The organism is Sphingopyxis sp. (assembly GCF_016793825.1).
GTDB lineage: Bacteria > Pseudomonadota > Alphaproteobacteria > Sphingomonadales > Sphingomonadaceae > Sphingopyxis.
Window position 1 is genome coordinate 136,931 of the sequence record NZ_JAEULM010000003.1, and the last position, 15,933, is coordinate 152,863.

A 15,933-nucleotide genomic window follows, 5' to 3' on the forward strand; every position below is an offset into this window, starting at 1 on the left:
TCAGTCGGCCGTCGTTTCGGCGTCGGCATTTTCATCGCCGGGCTTTGCGGCAGCATTTTTGCGCATCGCTTCAAGCCGTTCCAGAAGCTGTTCGCCGGCGCCGCCGTCGTGCGGATCGAAGGCGACGATCTTGGCAAGATTGATCGCGGCGTCGAACTTTCCGTTGTTGGCGAGTGCGAAGGCATAGTTCATCCGCACCTCGATATTCTCGGGACCAAGGTGGAAGGCGCGCGACAGGCCTTCGACCGCGATCGGCGGCGGCCGCATTCGCTGGTCGATGAAGCTCTTGTAATAGGAATAGAGCGGTACCGGATCGTCGGAATTGGTCCGGTTTGCGAGGATGATCGGTTTGCGCACCGCATTCCAGTCGACGGCGGTCGCGTCCGCCTTTTCCTCCACCTCGGTGGTGAGCATCTGGCCGAGCAGGACATTGGCGCGTACATGCTTCGGATCGATCGCGAGCGCCTTGTCCACGGCTGCGCGCGCGGCCGCCTTGTCGCGGCTGTCGTCGTTCAATCCCCATTCGGCCATTGCGAATTCGTACCAGATGCCCGCGTCGCCCGGATATTGCGCGGTCAGCCGCTTGAGGCCATCGCGGGCTTTGATCAGGCGTTCATTGCTGTCGGCGCTAAGCCGTTCGAGGCGGAGCGGGACCACGGCATCCTGTGCCGGAGTCAACGCACCGATGGTGATCGGCCCGGCGATCGCGATCGCGTCGGCGGTGGTGCGATAACTCATCGGCTTGTTGAGATAGCGGTTGAGATCCTTGTCGAGCGTCGCCAGGTCGCCGAAGCTGTCGGTGGCCGCCTGTTTCGGATCGATTCCCTTGTTGATCGCCGTGACATAGGCGCCAAGCTGGTCGACGCGCGCTTCATCGTTGAAAAGCATATGGGTCAAGAGCCATGCGCGGCCGTAATAGACGTCCATCTGCCCCGAGTTGCGCATTTCGAGGGGCCGCTGGAACAGCAGGATGCTGGCAGGGATCTTCGGCATGGTGAGCAGGCCATAGGCGCGGCTGTAGACGGGCTTGCCGATCTCGGCCCTGCCGTCCTTCGTGAAATTGGCCGACGAATAATATTCGGCGAACCCTTCGATGAACCAGGCCGGAAACGCTCCGGGCAAAAAGCGTTTCATGAAGTGATGGCTATATTCGTGGAACAGCGTCTGCTGCGATTGCGGGGTTCCCTTGATCACATAATCTTCGCGGTTCGATACCGCGAAGCTGCCTTCGGGGCCGGGGCTGTAGAAACCGGCGATCGACGATCCGCTCTTGCCGGAGGCGAGGCGGCCGGCGTCGACGGCGCGATCGACCAGAAAGATGGTCAGCGGGTTGGGATCCTTGCCCCCCTCGACCTTGAAGCGATAGCGGAGCGTGGCATCGAAGCGTTCGAGCTTTTCGGCGAAGTCGCGCAGATCCCGTTCGGTCCCCTCGCTGTAGATTATGAAGTTGTTGGTGTCGGCGCGCAGCCATTTCGCCTCGGCCGGTGCGGCCGCTCCGACCATGACGATCGCGGCCAACAGACCCAAACCGATTTTCACCATCTCGCCGCGCCCCCGGATCTGCAACCGGCCGTCATGCTGCCAGCGGCATGGTCCGCCGTAAAGGTCCGTCGCCGCTATACAAAGCTATATGGATCAATATCGATCGCGAGCCGGGCCTTCGCGGGCCAGTCGATCCGGGCCACCCAATCGCGAATCGTGCCCTGCAGGTCGAAACTGCGTGGCGCATGGAGGAGCAGGCGGAACCGGTGGCGGCCGCGCAGCATGGCAAGCGGCGCGGGGGCGGGACCATAGATGGCGAGGCCGTCGGCGACGGGCGCCTTCTGTCCCAGCCGCTGCGCCAGCCCGCGTGCGACCTCGATGTCTTCCGACGAGATGACGAGCGCGGCAAAGCGGCCGTAGGGGGGCGCACCGGCCTGCCGCCGCGCGGCGGCTTCGGCGGCGTAAAAGCCCTCGCGATCATTGGCGACGAGCGCCGCCATCACCGGGGCGTCGGGGACGCGCGTCTGGATCAGCACTTCGCCGGGCTTCACCCCGCGTCCGGCGCGCCCCGCGACCTGCGCGATCTGCTGAAAGGTGCGTTCGGACGCGCGCAGATCGCCGCCGTCGAGGCCCAGGTCGGCATCGACGACGCCGACCAGTGTCAGGTTGGGGAAATGATAACCCTTGGTGACAAGCTGGGTACCGATGATGATGTCGACCAGCCCACCCTCGACATTGTCGACGAATTCGGCGGCCTTGGCCGGCGACCACAATGTGTCGCTGGTGACGATCGCCGTTCGCGCCTCGGGAAAACGCAGGGCGACTTCGTCGGCGACGCGTTCGACGCCGGGGCCGCAGGCGACCAGACTGTCCTCGTCTTCGCATTCGGGACAGAGGCGCGGTGGTGGCATGACATGGCCGCAATGATGGCAGGCGAGCCGATGGACGAGGCGGTGCTCGACCATCCATGCGGTGCAGTTGGGGCACTGGATGCGGTGGCCGCAGGTGCGGCAGAGGGTCAGCGGCGCGAAGCCGCGCCGGTTGAGGAACAGCAGACTCTGCTCGCCCTTGTGGAGTCGGTCGGCGAGCGCATCGACGAGCGGCGGGGCGAGCCAGCGCCCCCGGTCGGGCGGATCGGTGCGCATGTCGATCGCGGCGAGATCGGGCATTTTCGCCCCGCCGTAGCGCGCAGGAAGGATGATGTGGCGATAGCGGCCCGCCTCGACCTGCGCGAGGCTTTCCAGCGCGGGGGTTGCGCTGGCGAGAACGACGGGGAGGCCCTCGAAATGCCCGCGCATCACCGCGACGTCGCGTGCGTGATAATGAACGCCGTCTTCCTGTTTGAAACTCGTTTCATGCGCTTCGTCGACGACGATCACACCCAGATTTCCATAGGGCAGGAACAGCGCCGAGCGCGCGCCGACGATGATTTTCGCTTCGCCCGCCGCGATGCTGTGCCAGGCGCGGCGGCGCTCGACCTGCCGCAGGCCCGAATGCCAGGCGACCGGTTCGCAGCCGAAGCGCGCGGCGAAGCGCGTCAGCATCGGTTCGGTCAGGGCGATTTCCGGCAGCAGGACCAGCGCCTGCCGGCCGGCGTCGATCGCGGCGGCAATCGCTTCCATATAGACTTCGGTCTTGCCCGATCCGGTGACGCCGTCGAGGACCAGCGTCTCGAACCTCGCATCGGCGACCGCGTCGCGCAACTGGGCGGCGGCGGCGGTCTGTTCGTCCGAAAGATCGGGCGGCGCGAAGGCGGGGTCGGGCTGTGGATAGGGCTGATCGGCCGAGACGCTGACCGCTTCGAGCGCGCCGCCGGTGACCAGCCCGCGAATCACCGCCTCGCTGACGTCGGCCAGTGCCGCCAGTTCGCGCACGATGCCCTGGCGGTCGCCGATCCTTTCAAGAGCGACGGTGCGTTGTGGTGTCATCCGCGCGGGGAGGGTGCCGGTGGCGCGATACTCGACGATCGGCCGCCGTGCGTCGGCGAAGGCCGCGCCGGGCAGCACCATGCGCAGCACCGACCCAGGGGGGGCGAGGTAATAGTCGCTCGTCCATTCGACCAGCTTGCGCAAGGGCGGTGCGACGGGCGGCACCGGCACGACCTCGAACAGGTTGCGCAGGCGGTTGTCGCCGACGGGTTCGGGTGCGCCGAAGCTGTCGTCTTCCCACACCACGCCGCCCATCCGCCGCGGGCCGAGCGGCACGACGACGACGCTGCCGAGCGGCGCTTCGGTGCCGTAGGGCACGCGATAGTCGAGCGGGCCGAGGGCGGCGGTCAAAAGAAGGACGCGGGCGCGGGTCATGGGATCAGGCAGGATATAGGGATGCCGGTAAAATAGGAAAGCGGCGAGGTTGGGGACGGCGGCTTGCGACCGATTGCGGCCATACGATCCTCCCCGCCTGCGGGGAGGGGGACTGCGCCCGCAGGGCGTGGTGGAGGGGGTGATCGGCCTGAAGCGACGTCGCTTGAGAACGCCACTCCCCTCCGTCAGCGCTTCGCGCTGCCACCTCCCCACAAGTGGGGAGGATCCGAAAACGTCCGCCTCCCACCCCAATAGCGACGTTTTCGCTCGTGGCTATGTCGCCAGCGCCGCTTTCTTGGCCACCCGCTTCGCGGGTTTCGGGCGGCGGAACCAGAAGGTCCATACCGCGAGGCTGCCGAGCATCGTCATCGCCACGCCGGACAGGGTCATGGCGATACGCCAGGCCCAGCCGCCGACCTTCGAGGCGTGGATCGGGAAAGCCATGTTGAACGCCTGTGCGCCCGGCGCCATCGCGAGCGCGTCGCGCGCGCCGAGCAGCCTGCCGGTTTCGGCGTCGAACCACAGGGTCGATCGACCATTGGGCAGCCATTCGGCCTGCTGGCGCAGCCGCAGCGCAATGGGGTCGCCCCGCTTGCGCGGCAGGCTGAGAATCCGGAATTCGGCGTCGGGAAAGCGGCGGCGTGCTTCGGCGAGCATCGCGGGATAGTCGGGCATTCGGGTAAGCGGGCCGCCCTTGTACTTCGGCGATTCCAGGGCTTTTGCGGTTTCGGCGACGGGGCCGAACGGCGCAACGACGCCGAGCGCGAACGGCCGGAAGATCATCATCGTGCCGGTGACGACCGAGATCAGCAACAGCGGCGCGGCGATGATGCCCAGGTCGCGGTGGTGCATGACGATCGACGGGCGGCTCATCCGTTTTGGCCACAGCCGAAGCTGAAAGGTCTTGCGGGTGCGCCACCACAGGATGACGCCGCTGATCACGAAGAACAGACCGCACAGGCCCGCGATGCCGATGACCCATTCCCCGCTGTCGCCCGCGAACAGATGGTGGTGGAAGTCGAAGATCCACAGCTCGGGCCGCTCCCACTGGCTGCCCCAGCGTGCGACGATTTCACCCGACTGGCTGGCGTAAGCCCCGGCGTCCTTGCCGAGGCGGAGCTGGTGCAGCCCGAAGCGCTCGTCGGCATAGATGATGCCCTGCGCGCCGGGGAGCGCCATCAGCTTCTCTGTCGTCGCCGTGACGGTCGCAAGGTCGCCGCGCAGCGGGTCGCTGCTATGCGGCAGGCCGATCCACAGATGTTCGTACAGCAGGATCGTGCCCGACAGGCCGAGCAGGGCCAGCACGAGCCCGATCAGGCCGCCGGTCCAGCGGTGCAGCGTGTCGAGCGTCTTCATCATCCGGCGCGCCCTATTAGAAGCGGTAGTCCCAGCCAAGCGTGAAGGTGCGTCCGCGCCCGGCGAAATAGGATAGCTGGTCGGTCGGCAGCCGCGTGTCGCTCGAATAATCGATATACTGCCTGTTGAAGAGATTCTGGATCGACAGGCTGATCCCGCCGATGCCGGTCTGGTAGCGGACGTTCGCGTCGGTGAGCGTGTAACCGCCGAAGTCGTTGTCGGCGAGCTTCAGCGGGTGCAGCGGATTCGCATCGTCGGCGGCGCGCGCCTTGCTGTCGAAGCGGCGCTTGAAATAGACCTGCGTCTGGACGCGCGCGGAGAAGGGGCCGCTGGTGTAATTGGCCGCCAGGTTCAGGCGGTCGGGCGAAATGTTCGTGCCATCAAGGTCGCTGTCGACGATCCCGTCGGGCACCGCGTCGCTGTCGAACCGGCCGATCAGATGCGCGTAACCGATGTTGAGTTTCAGCCCGTCGATCGGCGTCTGGACGCCGAGGTTGAGCTCGAGGCCCTGGATCTCGACACGCAGGCGCTGGACGTCGAAGATTCGGTCGGGGCGGGCAATGAGCAATTGCCCCTTGTCGCTCGACGACCAGAAATAGGTCGCGTTCGCATCGACCGGCCCGCGCTTGAACTCCACCCCGATCTCGCGGTTGTTCGAGACGATCGGCGCTATATCGAGGAAAGTGTCGATATCGACCCCTGCGGTGCCAATCGCGCGCGTGATGCGGCCGACGTCGGGCACGGTGAAGCCTTCGGCATAGCTGGCATAGGCGCGGATACCCTGGGCGGGTTCGATGATGATCCCGCCGTTGACCAGCGCATCCTTGAAACTCGGCGACCCGCCCGCGACGGCGACGCCGCCGCGCGGGGTCGTTGTCGTCGCCAGCGTCACATAATCGTCGATGGTCAGCTTCACATTTTCATAGCGCGCGCCGCCTGCCACGCGGATCAGGCCGTCGAACAGCTTGAGGTTCGCCTGCGCAAAGGGGGCGAGGCTGCGGAAATCGGTCGGCGGCACCCATGTGCGGCCGGTCGCGATCAGCCGCTGTTCGGTGGTGTCCCACAGGGCGTCGAAGCCCAGGGTCACGGTCAGGTCCTCGAAGCCGGGAATCGCGCGTTCATAGCTGATCTTGCCGCCGATCTTGCGGCTGCGATTCTGCGACTGGTCGAACAGGGTGCCGATCGGCGCGATCCGTATGTCCTGGAAGGTCGCCTGCGTCAGGACTTCGCCGCCGAACGTGTCGCGACTGCGGTTGAAGAAGATCTGGCTGACGAAATTGCCGCCGCCAAGATCGCTGTCGGTCAGCGACAGCGCGACGCTTTCGGTGCGGTTCTGCGCCGATTTTCCGGGTGGATTGCCGCGCACCGCGCTCGTCGGGATACCAAGCGTGCGGTTGCCGGGGGTGGCGACATAATCGCCGTCGCCCTTCAGTTCGAAGCGGCTTGCGATCAGGTCGATCCGCGCGCTCGGCGACAGCTCGTACCCGAAGCGCCCGAACAGTGACAGCGCCTTGGAATCCTGCGTTTCCCCCTGCGTCAGGTTGAGTCCGATCGGACGACCCTTCGCGTCCGAAAAGACGCCGCGAATCTCATAGGCGGCGCCGACGGTCGCGTCGAACGCGCCGGCCCGATACTGGACCAGGCCCGCGATCTTGCCGCCCATTCCGGCCTTGGAGAAATCATTGTCGGCGGTGCCCTGAAGCAGCGTGCGGCCCGAAAGCCCTTCTTCCTTCGGCGCGCCGACGGTGACCTGATTGACGATGCCGCCGGTGCCGCCGATCCCCTGCAGCGCGTTCGAGCCATAGATGAGCTCGACACGATCGACGAAAAAGCCGTCGATCGTGAAGCCGTCGCGGCTGCCGTCGCGAAGGGGGGTCGACTGCGGAATGCCGTTGATCGCATAGAGCGGCGACCGGCCGCGCAGCGTTTCGCCCGCGCCCGAAAGCTTTTGCCGCGTCGGGGAAAAGCTGGGGGTGAGATTTGCGACCGCGTCGGTGACCGAGCCCGACATCGCGAGTTGCTGATCGAGCGCATCCTTGCCGATGATATCGATTGTCAGCGGCAGCGCGTTGGGCGGCAGGATCGTGCGCGCCGCGGTGACGATGATGGCGTCCTCGCCCACGCCGTCTTCGGTCGAAGCGGCATCCTGCGCAAAGACGGGCGAGGAGAGCGCGCTGGTGAGCAGCGCGGCGGCGATCCATTTGCGATTCATTCGGGGCTCCTGTTTGCACGTGCCGCTAATGCGACCTATTCGCAAATGCAAGTGGCGTGGCGGGATTTTCTGCCCCGATTGTGAGAAAATCGGCGGAATTACACAGTATTGTCCATAACGGTGACGAAAGAGCGGCCCATTCGGACGGCGCCGCCAACCGGAGGGGACAGGTCCGTGAAAGCGCGCTATCACTGCGCGAATGCGGGAAAAGGAACTGCGCTTCGCCCTGATTTGCTACGGCGGCATCAGCCTCGCCGTCTATATGCACGGCATCACGAAAGAGGTCTGGAAGCTGTCGGCGGCGTCGCGCGCCTTCTACGACGATGTGCCGCAACAGGGATCGGGCCGCGTCTATGGCGAGTTGCTGAACGCGATCGCGGCGAAAAGCGGTGTCCGGTTGCGCGTTCTCGCCGATATCGTGGCGGGGGCGAGCGCGGGCGGCATCAACGGCATCTTCCTTGCCCGTGCGATTGCCACGGGCCAGTCGCTCGACCCGCTGACCGAGCTTTGGCTGAAGGACGCCGATGTCGACAGCCTGCTGGATCCGGACGCGCGGCCATTGTCGGCGGCGACGAAATTCTGGGCGGTGCCGCTTGCGGGCTGGGCGATGAAGCGGCGCGGCAACGTTATCGACCGCACCGTGGGCGAGGATGCGCAGGCCGAGGTGCGCGCAAAACTGTCGCGGTTCGTGCGCGCGCGCTGGTTCGAACCACCCTTTGGCGGCGAAACCTTTTCCGAATTGTTGCTCGATGCGTTCGACGCGATGCAGGGCGGTCCGAAGGGACCGGCGCTGGTGCCGACCGGCCAGCCGGTGGATCTGTTCGTTTCGGTCACCGATTTTGCCGGGCACAGCGCATCGCTGGCGCTCAACAGCCCGCCGCGCGTTACCGAGCAGGAGCATCGGCTGGTGATGCATTTCCGGCAGGACGAACGCAGTGACGACGGCCTTTGCGACGTCCCCGCGCTTGCCGCCGCGGCGCGTGCGACCGCGAGCTTCCCCGGCGCCTTTCCGCCGTTCACCCTTCGCGAGTTGGACGGCGTGTTGCACAAGCGGGGAATCGCCTGGCCCGGCCGCGATGCGTTCGTACGAGCGCAGCTTCCGACGGGGGGCGAGTCGGACCCCGCCGATCGCGTACTGATCGACGGTTCGGTTCTGGCCAACGCGCCGTTCCGTCCCGCCATCTCGGCGCTGAAACAGCGGCCGGCGCGGCGCGAGATCGATCGCCGCTTCGTCTATATCGATCCCAAGCCGGATTTCCGTTCGATCAGCTTCGGCAAGCCGGGAGAAGGGACGGACGGCAAGGCGCCGCGTCTTCCCGGCTTCCTGTCGACAATCCTCGGCGCCTTGTCCGAAATCCCGCGCGAGCAGCCGATCCGTGACAATGTCGAAGCGATCGAGGGCATGTCGCGCCGCATCCGGCGCATGCAACATATCATCGATGCGATGAAGGTGGAGGTCGAGGAACAGGTCGCGGCGCTGTTCGGCAGCACTTTCTTTCTCGATACGCCGACCCCGGCCCGATTGCAGAAATGGCGCGCGAAGGCGCAGGATCAGGCGGCGGTGCGCGCCGGCTTCGCTTATGCGCCCTACGGCCACCTCAAACTGTCCGCCGTGGTCGAAGAGCTTGTGAATGCGATCGACCGGCTGGCGCCGCCGGCGGGCGACATTCATCGCCGCAATCGCCGCGACGCGCTGTGGAGCGAGGTCCGCGCGCGCGGGCTCGACCGGCTGTCGGGCAAGCGCGGGCTGGGCGCGAGCGGCGACGCGGTCGTCTTTTTCCGGACCCATGACCTTGGCTTTCGCATTCGCCGCCTGCGTTTCCTTGCTCGCGAACTCGATCGCCTCGTCGAGGCGAAGCGCGATGCCCGCGACCCCGCGTGCGATGCGATGCGCGACGCGATCTATGCCGCGCTCGGCCTTTATCTTGAGCGCCAGGGCGATAATTGGCTCGCGGGAGCCGATGTTCCGGCCGATGCCGGTGCGGCGGCATGGTTCGATGCAATCGGCGAGCGGCGCGACCTGATCGGCGCCGATGCCGAGGCGGACCGGCTGGTCGCGGAAGGCCTGGCGCAATTGCCGAAGGACGACCGGCGCATGATGTTGCTCGCCTATCTTGGCTACCCTTTTTACGACATCGCGACGCTACCGCTGTTGCAGGGTGAGGGGTTCGACGAATTCGATCCGATCAAGATCGACCGCATCTCTCCTTCCGACGCGACCGCGATTCGCACCGGTGGTGCGGCGGCGATGCTGAAAGGCATCGAGTTCAACAGCTTTGGCGCTTTCTTCAGCCGCGCGTACCGCGAAAACGACTATCTGTGGGGGCGCCTTCATGGCGCCGACCGGCTGATCGACATCGTCGCGAGTAGTGCCAGCGGAGAGAATGCGCTGCCGCCGGAGGCTCTTGCGGCGTTCAAGCGGCGCGCATTCCATGCGATCCTCGACGAAGAGGAGGATCGGCTGCCCAAGGTCAAGGCGCTGATCGCGGAACTGCGGGGCGAGATCGGCGCCATCTGATCGTCCGCGCGGCGCCACAACGTCGCCGACGGGCCATCAGGACATCCCGATTCCCAACACGGGCTGGCGGCTCATCAGGCGCCGCATGGCATCGCGGTCGGTCAACAGGTCGGCGATGCTATAGGCATCGAACACCTGCATCATCGCTTGCACCCCTTTCGCGAGGACTCCGGTCAGGCCGCAGGCCGGCGACAGTGCGCATCCCGAGCATTCGGCCAGTTCAAAGCCTTCTTCGGTGCGCCGGACGACCTCGCCGACGCTGATCTGGTCCGCGGGCCGGGCAAGCCGCATCCCTCCCGACCGCCCCCGTACGGTCTGGATGAAGCCATCCTGCGCCAATGCGTTCGCGACCTTCATCAGGTGATTGTGTGACACATCGTAGGTTCGAGAAATTTCGCCGATCTGACAGAGGCGATCGTCATGAAGCGCGAGATGGATCAAAACCCGAAGCGAATAGTCCGTATAGCGGGTAAGCCGCACATACCTCTCCTGAGAGGAATATCCCGCACCTGTCTAGCCTGATGTCGACCGCTTGTTAAGGGCCGGCCGGTCCGGTCCGCGCCCTGCCCGATGGTCGGCCGCAGCACGATCGCGGTCGCCGGATGCCCCGCAACGCGGCGATATGCGAAGGACGGCAGTCCGATATTAAAACCTGTCTTTTCAGCATTCTGGCGGGAAAATCGGTTCGGGGCCGTTGCCATGGCGCGACGCCTGATCGAAAAAATCGGCGGTCCATATCTGATTTTGCTGGACAGCCGTGCGCACCCTTTCTATTAAATAGGTATATTAAATACATCTTATAGGAATACATGATGGGGCCGATCACGCGACGCGATGCCGTTTTGAAGGGGCTGGGGGCGGCCGTGGCGGTTCCTGCGTTGACCGCAGTGGCGCCGGCAGCCGCGAAAAGCACGGGGCCGGCTGTCGGGAAAGCGGGGGCCGCGCAGCACAAGTTCGAAATGAATATCGAGGAAACGCGCATCACGCTGGTCGGGCAGCAGACGTTTCAGACCTTTGCCTATGCCGGGCAGGTTCCCGCCCCGCTGTTCCATGTTCGCGAGGGCGACCATGTCGAAGTCCTCCTCAACAATCTGACGACGCTGCCGCACACGATCCACTGGCACGGCCTGCTCCAGCGCGGGACGTGGGAAATGGACGGGGTGCCCGACATGACGCAGCTCGGCATCCAGCCGGGCGACAGCTTCACCTACAAGTTCGTTGCCGAACCGGCCGGGACCATGTGGTATCACTGCCACGTCAACGTGAACGAACATGTCGCGACGCGCGGCATGTGGGGCCCCTTCATCATCGATCCGGTGAAACCGGCGCTGATCGAGCGTGAGGTAACGGGCGACTATATCCTGATGTTTTCGGAATGGGCGTCGTCCTGGGCCGACAAGCTGGGGCAGGGCGGCATGCCCGGCGACGTGTTCGACTATTTCACCATCAACGGCAAATCCTTCCCCGAAACCCAGCCGATCCGGGTCAAGGAGGGCGACGTCATCCGCCTGCGCATGTTCGGCGCGGGCGGTGGCTTCCATTCGATTCATATCCATGGCCATGTGTTCGAGATCGTCTTCAAGGACGGTCATCCACTGCCCGCGCCGATCAAGGCGGACACGGTTCTGGTCGGGCCGGGCGAGCGGTACGACATCATCCTGCGGTGCGACAATCCCGGCCGCTGGATGATCCACGATCATATCGACAGCCATACGATGAACGGTCACACGCCGCATGGCGGCGTGATGACGCTGATCGAGTATGAAGGGATTCCCCGCGATCAGTCCTATTACCACTGGGCGCACAAGGAATTCGTTCCGGACTTCTATTACGAACAGAGCCTCCGCAAGCCGCACGGCATCCACACCAATCCCAATTTCAAGGGAGTTCCGGTGGCATGAGGGGGCTTGCTGTAAAGGGGCCGCTGCTGCTGGCTGCCAGCACCGCGGTGGCCGTCATGGCGCTGGCGGTGCGCCCCGCGAGCGTCGGTGCGCAGGCGCCGGGGTCGGAGCTGACGAGCCAATGCGCATCCTGCCACGCCCTGACGAAGCCTGCCGACGCGACGCTCGACCGGTTGTGGAGCCGCAAGGGCCCCGACCTCTGGTATGCCGGTGACAAGTTCAATCGCGACTGGCTGGTCGCATGGCTTCAGAAGCCGACCGTCATCCGCCCCGGCGGCGTCCTGTGGTTCAAACATGCGAAGCCGGGCGAACCCCGCGACACGATCGACAGCGCCGCCGTCGAGAAACATCCGGCCGTCGATGCCGCGACCGCCGGCAGGCTTGCCGACCAGTTGCTGTCGCTCAAAAGCGACGGACTGGTACCGGAAGGCGCCTTCAAGCCCGAGGCCGCCAACGCCGCCATGGGCAAGCTCGGCTTTTCGAAGCTGCGCGGCTGCGTCGCCTGTCATCAGGACGCGCCCGGCACGGGCGGCGTGTCGGGCCCCGAACTCTATGATGCCGGCCAGCGGCTGCGTCCCGATTATGTGATCGCCTACACCCGCAATCCGCAGCAGTTCGACCCCCACATCTGGATGCCGACGCTGACGCTGTCCGATCCCGATCTCCAGCGGATCACCGGCTATGTCACATCGCTCGGAAAGGAGAGCAAATGATGCTCCGTTACGGGATAGCGGCGCTCGCGCTGGCTGCCATGACCGGCGCCATCGCGTTCCACCAGCCCGCGACCGCCGGGACCGAAAGCCCGAAGATCGCCGCCTCGGCCCATGTCTACGACACCTATTGCGCGCAGTGCCACGGCGTCCAGCGCAACGGCAAGGGCGTGAACACCATCGGCCTGTCGGTGCAGCCGAGGGACCATAGCGACACCGTGGGCATGTCGTCGCTGCCCCGCGAACAGATGATCAAGGCGATCACGGACGGCGGGGCGTCGGTGAACAAATCGGCGCTGATGCCCGCCTGGTCGGCCGTCCTTTCGAAGGAGCAGATCGAGGATATGGCCGATTATCTCACCTATGTCTGCAAGTGCAATCAAGGCAAATAATTACCGGAAAACAGGGGTATGAATATGCGAAGATCGATATTGCTCGCCGCCTCGGCGCTCGCCGCGCTGATCAGCCAGCCCGCGCTCGCCAAGGAGGTTACGCTGCACCTGACGGCGAAGGAAGTGTCGCTTCCCGTCGACAACAAGGGGACGATGCAGGCATCGTGGACCTTTGAAGGTCAGGTGCCGGGACCGCTGCTCCGCGTCACCGAAGGCGACACGGTGACGATGGTGCTCACCAACGATCCCGGGAACAAGAATTCGCATTCGATCGACCTGCACGCCGCGCGCGTTGACGTGATCAAGGATTTCGAGGCGATCAAGCCGGGCGAGACCAAGACGTTCCAGTTCGTCGCCAATCATCCGGGCGCCTTTTATTATCATTGCGGGTCCGATCCGATGTACCAGCATATCGCTCGCGGCATGTTCGGCGTCATTCTGGTCGACCCCAAGAATCCCAAGGCGTTGCCCAAGGCGGATCGCGAATATGTCCTCGTCCAGTCGGAGGTGTACGCCAACCCGGACGATCTGCATTCGATCATGAAGGCGGACTGGTCGAACGTCGTGTTCAACGGCGTCGCGTTCAAATATGATCCCGTCCACGACCCTGCGGCGACCAAGATGCTGGTCGCCAAGCCGGGCGAACGGGTCCGCGTCTATTTCGTCAACGCCGGGCCGAACGAGTTTTCGTCCTTCCATCCGATCGCGGGAATCTGGGACGCGGTCTATCCCAGCGGCAACCCGCAGAACAAGAAGGTCGGCATGCAAAGCATGGTCGTCGGACCCGGCGATGGCGCGACGTTCGACCTGATTTCGCCGGTCGAGGGCGCGAATGTGATCGTGGATCATTCGATGGCGCACGCGCACACCGGCGCGATGGCGGTGGTCATGTTTTCGAACGATGCCGATCCGAACATGGGGCGCGGCGACCTGATCCTGGTGCCCTGACGCCCGACACCCCCCAGCGGCCCAGTGCCGCTCACCCCCGGGCGGGTTTCTCCCGGCAAGGCCTTCTTCTCCCTTGCCGGGGGAGCCTGGCGGTGGCGCTTTCGGCGCGCGGCGACGCGGCGCGGCCTATTCCGTCAGATCGTCCCACATTTCCCGGATGCGCCCGAAGAAGCCCTGGCTTGCCGGGCATTCGTCGCCGGTTTCGGTCTCGCGGAACGCCTGCAGCAGTTCCTTCTGCTTCGCGTTCAATTTGGTTGGCGTCTCGACTTCGATCTGGACGACTAGGTCGCCCTGTCCGCGCGCGTTGAGGACGGGCATGCCAGCGCCCCGCTGGCGGAGCTGCTTGCCCGACTGGATGCCGGCGGGAATATTGATCTCGTGCTTCTTGCCGTCGAGCCCCGGGATGGTGATGCAGCCGCCGAGCGCGGCGGTCGTGAAGCTGATCGGCGCGCGCGTGAACAGGGTCGTGCCCTCGCGTTCGAAGACCTTGTGCCGCGCCATGTGGAGAAAGATGTAGAGGTCGCCCGGCGCCGCTCCGCGCGCGCCGCTCTCGCCCTCGCCCGACAGGCGAATGCGCGTGCCTTCATCGACCCCTGCGGGAATGTTGACGGTCAGCGTCTTGCGCCGGTCGACGCGGCCTTCGCCATGGCATGAATTGCAGGGGTCGGCGATCACCTCGCCCGCACCCTGACAGGTCGGACAGGTCCGTTCGACCATGAAAAAGCCTTGCTGCGCCCGCACCTTGCCATGACCGGCGCAGGTCGAGCAGCGATTGGTCGTCGTGCCGGGCTTCGCGCCCGAACCGTCGCAGGTCTCGCAGCGCGCCGCGACATCGACCTGAATCTCTCGCGATACGCCGGTGAAGGCGTCCTCGAGCTTGATTTCCATGTCGTAGCGAAGGTCGGCGCCGCGTGCGGGGCCGCGCTGCTGGCGTCCGCCGCCGCCGAACGCCGATCCGAATATCGATTCGAAAATATCGCCGATGTCGCCGAAATCGGCGCCCGCGCCGCCGCCGAAGCCGCTCGCGCCGCGCACGCCTTCCTTGCCGAAGCGGTCGTACGCCGCCCGCTTCTGTGGGTCCTTCAGGCAGTCATAGGCTTCGCTGATCGCCTTGAAGCGCGCTTCGCTGTCGTTGCACCCGGGGTTCTTGTCGGGGTGATATTTCATCGCGAGCTTACGATAGCTCGCCTTCAGCGTGGCGTCGTCGGCGGTACGCTCGACTTCGAGCAGTTCGTAATAATCGATGTCGAGCGACATAATCCAAAAGCCCCCTCAGCCCCGCCGCACCCGAAAGCGCGGCGGGGAGAGTTTCATCCTTACTTCTTGTCGTCTTCGACTTCCGAGAACTCGGCATCGACGACATCTTCGTCGGCCTTGGCTTCACCGGCATCGTCGGCGCTGGGGGACGCCGCGGCCTGCTGTTCCTTCTCGTAGATCGCCTGACCCAGCTTCATCGCGACCTGCGCGAGGGCCTGGGCCTTTTCGGTCATCGCGGCGGGGTCGCCGCCTTCGACCGCGGTCTTGGCCTCGGCAACCGCCGCCTCGATCTCGCTCTTGAGGCCCGCATCGACCTTGTCGCCATGCTCGACGAGCTGGCGTTCGGTCGTGTGGATCAGGCTTTCGGCGTTGTTCTTCGCCTCGGCCGCCTCGCGGCGCTTCTTGTCTTCCTCGGCGAACTGTTCGGCATCCTTGACCATCTGGTCGATGTCTGCATCGCTGAGCCCGCCCGAGGCCTGGATCTTGATCTGCTGTTCCTTGCCGGTGCCCTTGTCCTTGGCGTGGACCGACACGATGCCGTTGGCGTCGATGTCGAAGGTCACCTCGATCTGCGGCACGCCACGGGGCGCGAGCAGCGCATCACGGTGACGTCGAGTTCCGGACTGACCAAGGAAGACATCGACCGGATGGTTCGCGACGCTGACGCCAACGCCAGTCAGGACAAGGAGTTGCGCGAGCGGATCGAAACCAAGAACAAGCTCGACTCGACCATCTACGCCACGGAAAAGCTGATTGCGGAAAACCGCGAGAAAGTCGACGCGGCGGTGGTGTCGGAAATCGAAGCCGTCATCACGGAAGCCAGGGGCAAGCTGGAAGAGGGCACGCTCGCCGAG

At 65.1% G+C, this 15,933-nt stretch carries 12 protein-coding genes and 1 pseudogene; 6 read left to right on the forward strand and 7 right to left on the reverse strand.

What is annotated here, in order from left to right; genetic code table 11:
* The 4 genes from JNM03_RS01815 to JNM03_RS01830 all read right to left on the reverse strand — a co-directional run bounded on the left by JNM03_RS01815 (position 1) and on the right by JNM03_RS01830 (position 7,353).
* A complete protein-coding gene (locus tag JNM03_RS01815; RefSeq protein ID WP_294033959.1) occupies positions 1–1,542 on the reverse strand; it encodes a hypothetical protein in 1,542 nt (513 codons plus the stop codon).
* A gap of 74 nt (positions 1,543–1,616) precedes the next feature.
* Positions 1,617–3,785 carry a primosomal protein N' gene (locus JNM03_RS01820; RefSeq protein ID WP_294033960.1) on the reverse strand — a complete coding sequence of 723 codons (2,169 nt, stop codon included), beginning with the start codon at positions 3,783–3,785 and terminating at the stop codon, positions 1,617–1,619.
* Between the two features lie 273 nt (positions 3,786–4,058).
* Positions 4,059–5,141, reverse strand: coding sequence for a PepSY domain-containing protein (locus JNM03_RS01825; RefSeq protein WP_294033971.1), 1,083 nt, complete (start codon positions 5,139–5,141; stop codon positions 4,059–4,061).
* 16 nt (positions 5,142–5,157) lie between these two features.
* Positions 5,158–7,353 (reverse strand): TonB-dependent receptor, encoded by a 2,196-nt coding sequence (locus JNM03_RS01830; RefSeq protein ID WP_294033961.1) that lies wholly within the window; start codon positions 7,351–7,353, stop codon positions 5,158–5,160.
* A gap of 199 nt (positions 7,354–7,552) precedes the next feature.
* On the opposite strand from JNM03_RS01830, the gene JNM03_RS01835 reads away from it, so the two are divergent.
* Positions 7,553–9,871 (forward strand): patatin-like protein, encoded by a 2,319-nt coding sequence (locus JNM03_RS01835; protein ID WP_294033962.1) that lies wholly within the window; start codon positions 7,553–7,555, stop codon positions 9,869–9,871.
* 36 nt (positions 9,872–9,907) lie between these two features.
* On the opposite strand, the gene JNM03_RS01840 is transcribed toward JNM03_RS01835, so the two are convergent.
* Entirely contained in the window at positions 9,908–10,351 is a 444-nt protein-coding gene (locus JNM03_RS01840; RefSeq protein WP_294033963.1) for an Rrf2 family transcriptional regulator, read from the reverse strand.
* 329 nt (positions 10,352–10,680) lie between these two features.
* Between JNM03_RS01840 and JNM03_RS01845 the strand changes: the two genes are divergently transcribed.
* The 4 genes from JNM03_RS01845 to JNM03_RS01860 are packed head-to-tail and all read left to right on the forward strand — an operon-like array spanning position 10,681 to position 13,822.
* Entirely contained in the window at positions 10,681–11,772 is a 1,092-nt protein-coding gene (locus JNM03_RS01845) for a multicopper oxidase domain-containing protein (protein WP_294033964.1), read from the forward strand.
* On the forward strand, positions 11,769–12,485 hold the full coding sequence (locus tag JNM03_RS01850) for a cytochrome C (protein WP_294033965.1): 717 nt from the start codon (positions 11,769–11,771) through the stop codon (positions 12,483–12,485). The genes JNM03_RS01845 and JNM03_RS01850 overlap by 4 nt, the downstream gene beginning before the upstream one ends.
* Positions 12,482–12,874 (forward strand): cytochrome c, encoded by a 393-nt coding sequence (locus JNM03_RS01855; RefSeq protein WP_294033966.1) that lies wholly within the window; start codon positions 12,482–12,484, stop codon positions 12,872–12,874. The genes JNM03_RS01850 and JNM03_RS01855 overlap by 4 nt, the downstream gene beginning before the upstream one ends.
* Positions 12,875–12,898: 24 nt before the next feature.
* Complete coding sequence (locus JNM03_RS01860) at positions 12,899–13,822, forward strand: multicopper oxidase domain-containing protein (protein WP_294033967.1); 924 nt, start codon at positions 12,899–12,901, stop codon at positions 13,820–13,822.
* 126 nt (positions 13,823–13,948) lie between these two features.
* Here the strand turns inward: JNM03_RS01860 and dnaJ are convergent, their stop codons facing one another.
* Positions 13,949–15,079, reverse strand: a complete 1,131-nt coding sequence (gene dnaJ, locus JNM03_RS01865) for a molecular chaperone DnaJ (protein WP_294033968.1) — start codon at positions 15,077–15,079, stop codon at positions 13,949–13,951.
* A 59-nt stretch (positions 15,080–15,138) separates the two neighbouring features.
* A pseudogene (locus JNM03_RS01870) lies at positions 15,139–15,669 on the reverse strand (Hsp70 family protein); the annotation flags it as partial.
* Positions 15,670–15,684: 15 nt separating this feature from the next.
* Between JNM03_RS01870 and JNM03_RS01875 the strand changes: the two are divergent.
* On the forward strand, positions 15,685–15,933 hold a 249-nt coding region (locus tag JNM03_RS01875), incomplete at its 3' end, for an Hsp70 family protein (RefSeq protein ID WP_294033972.1).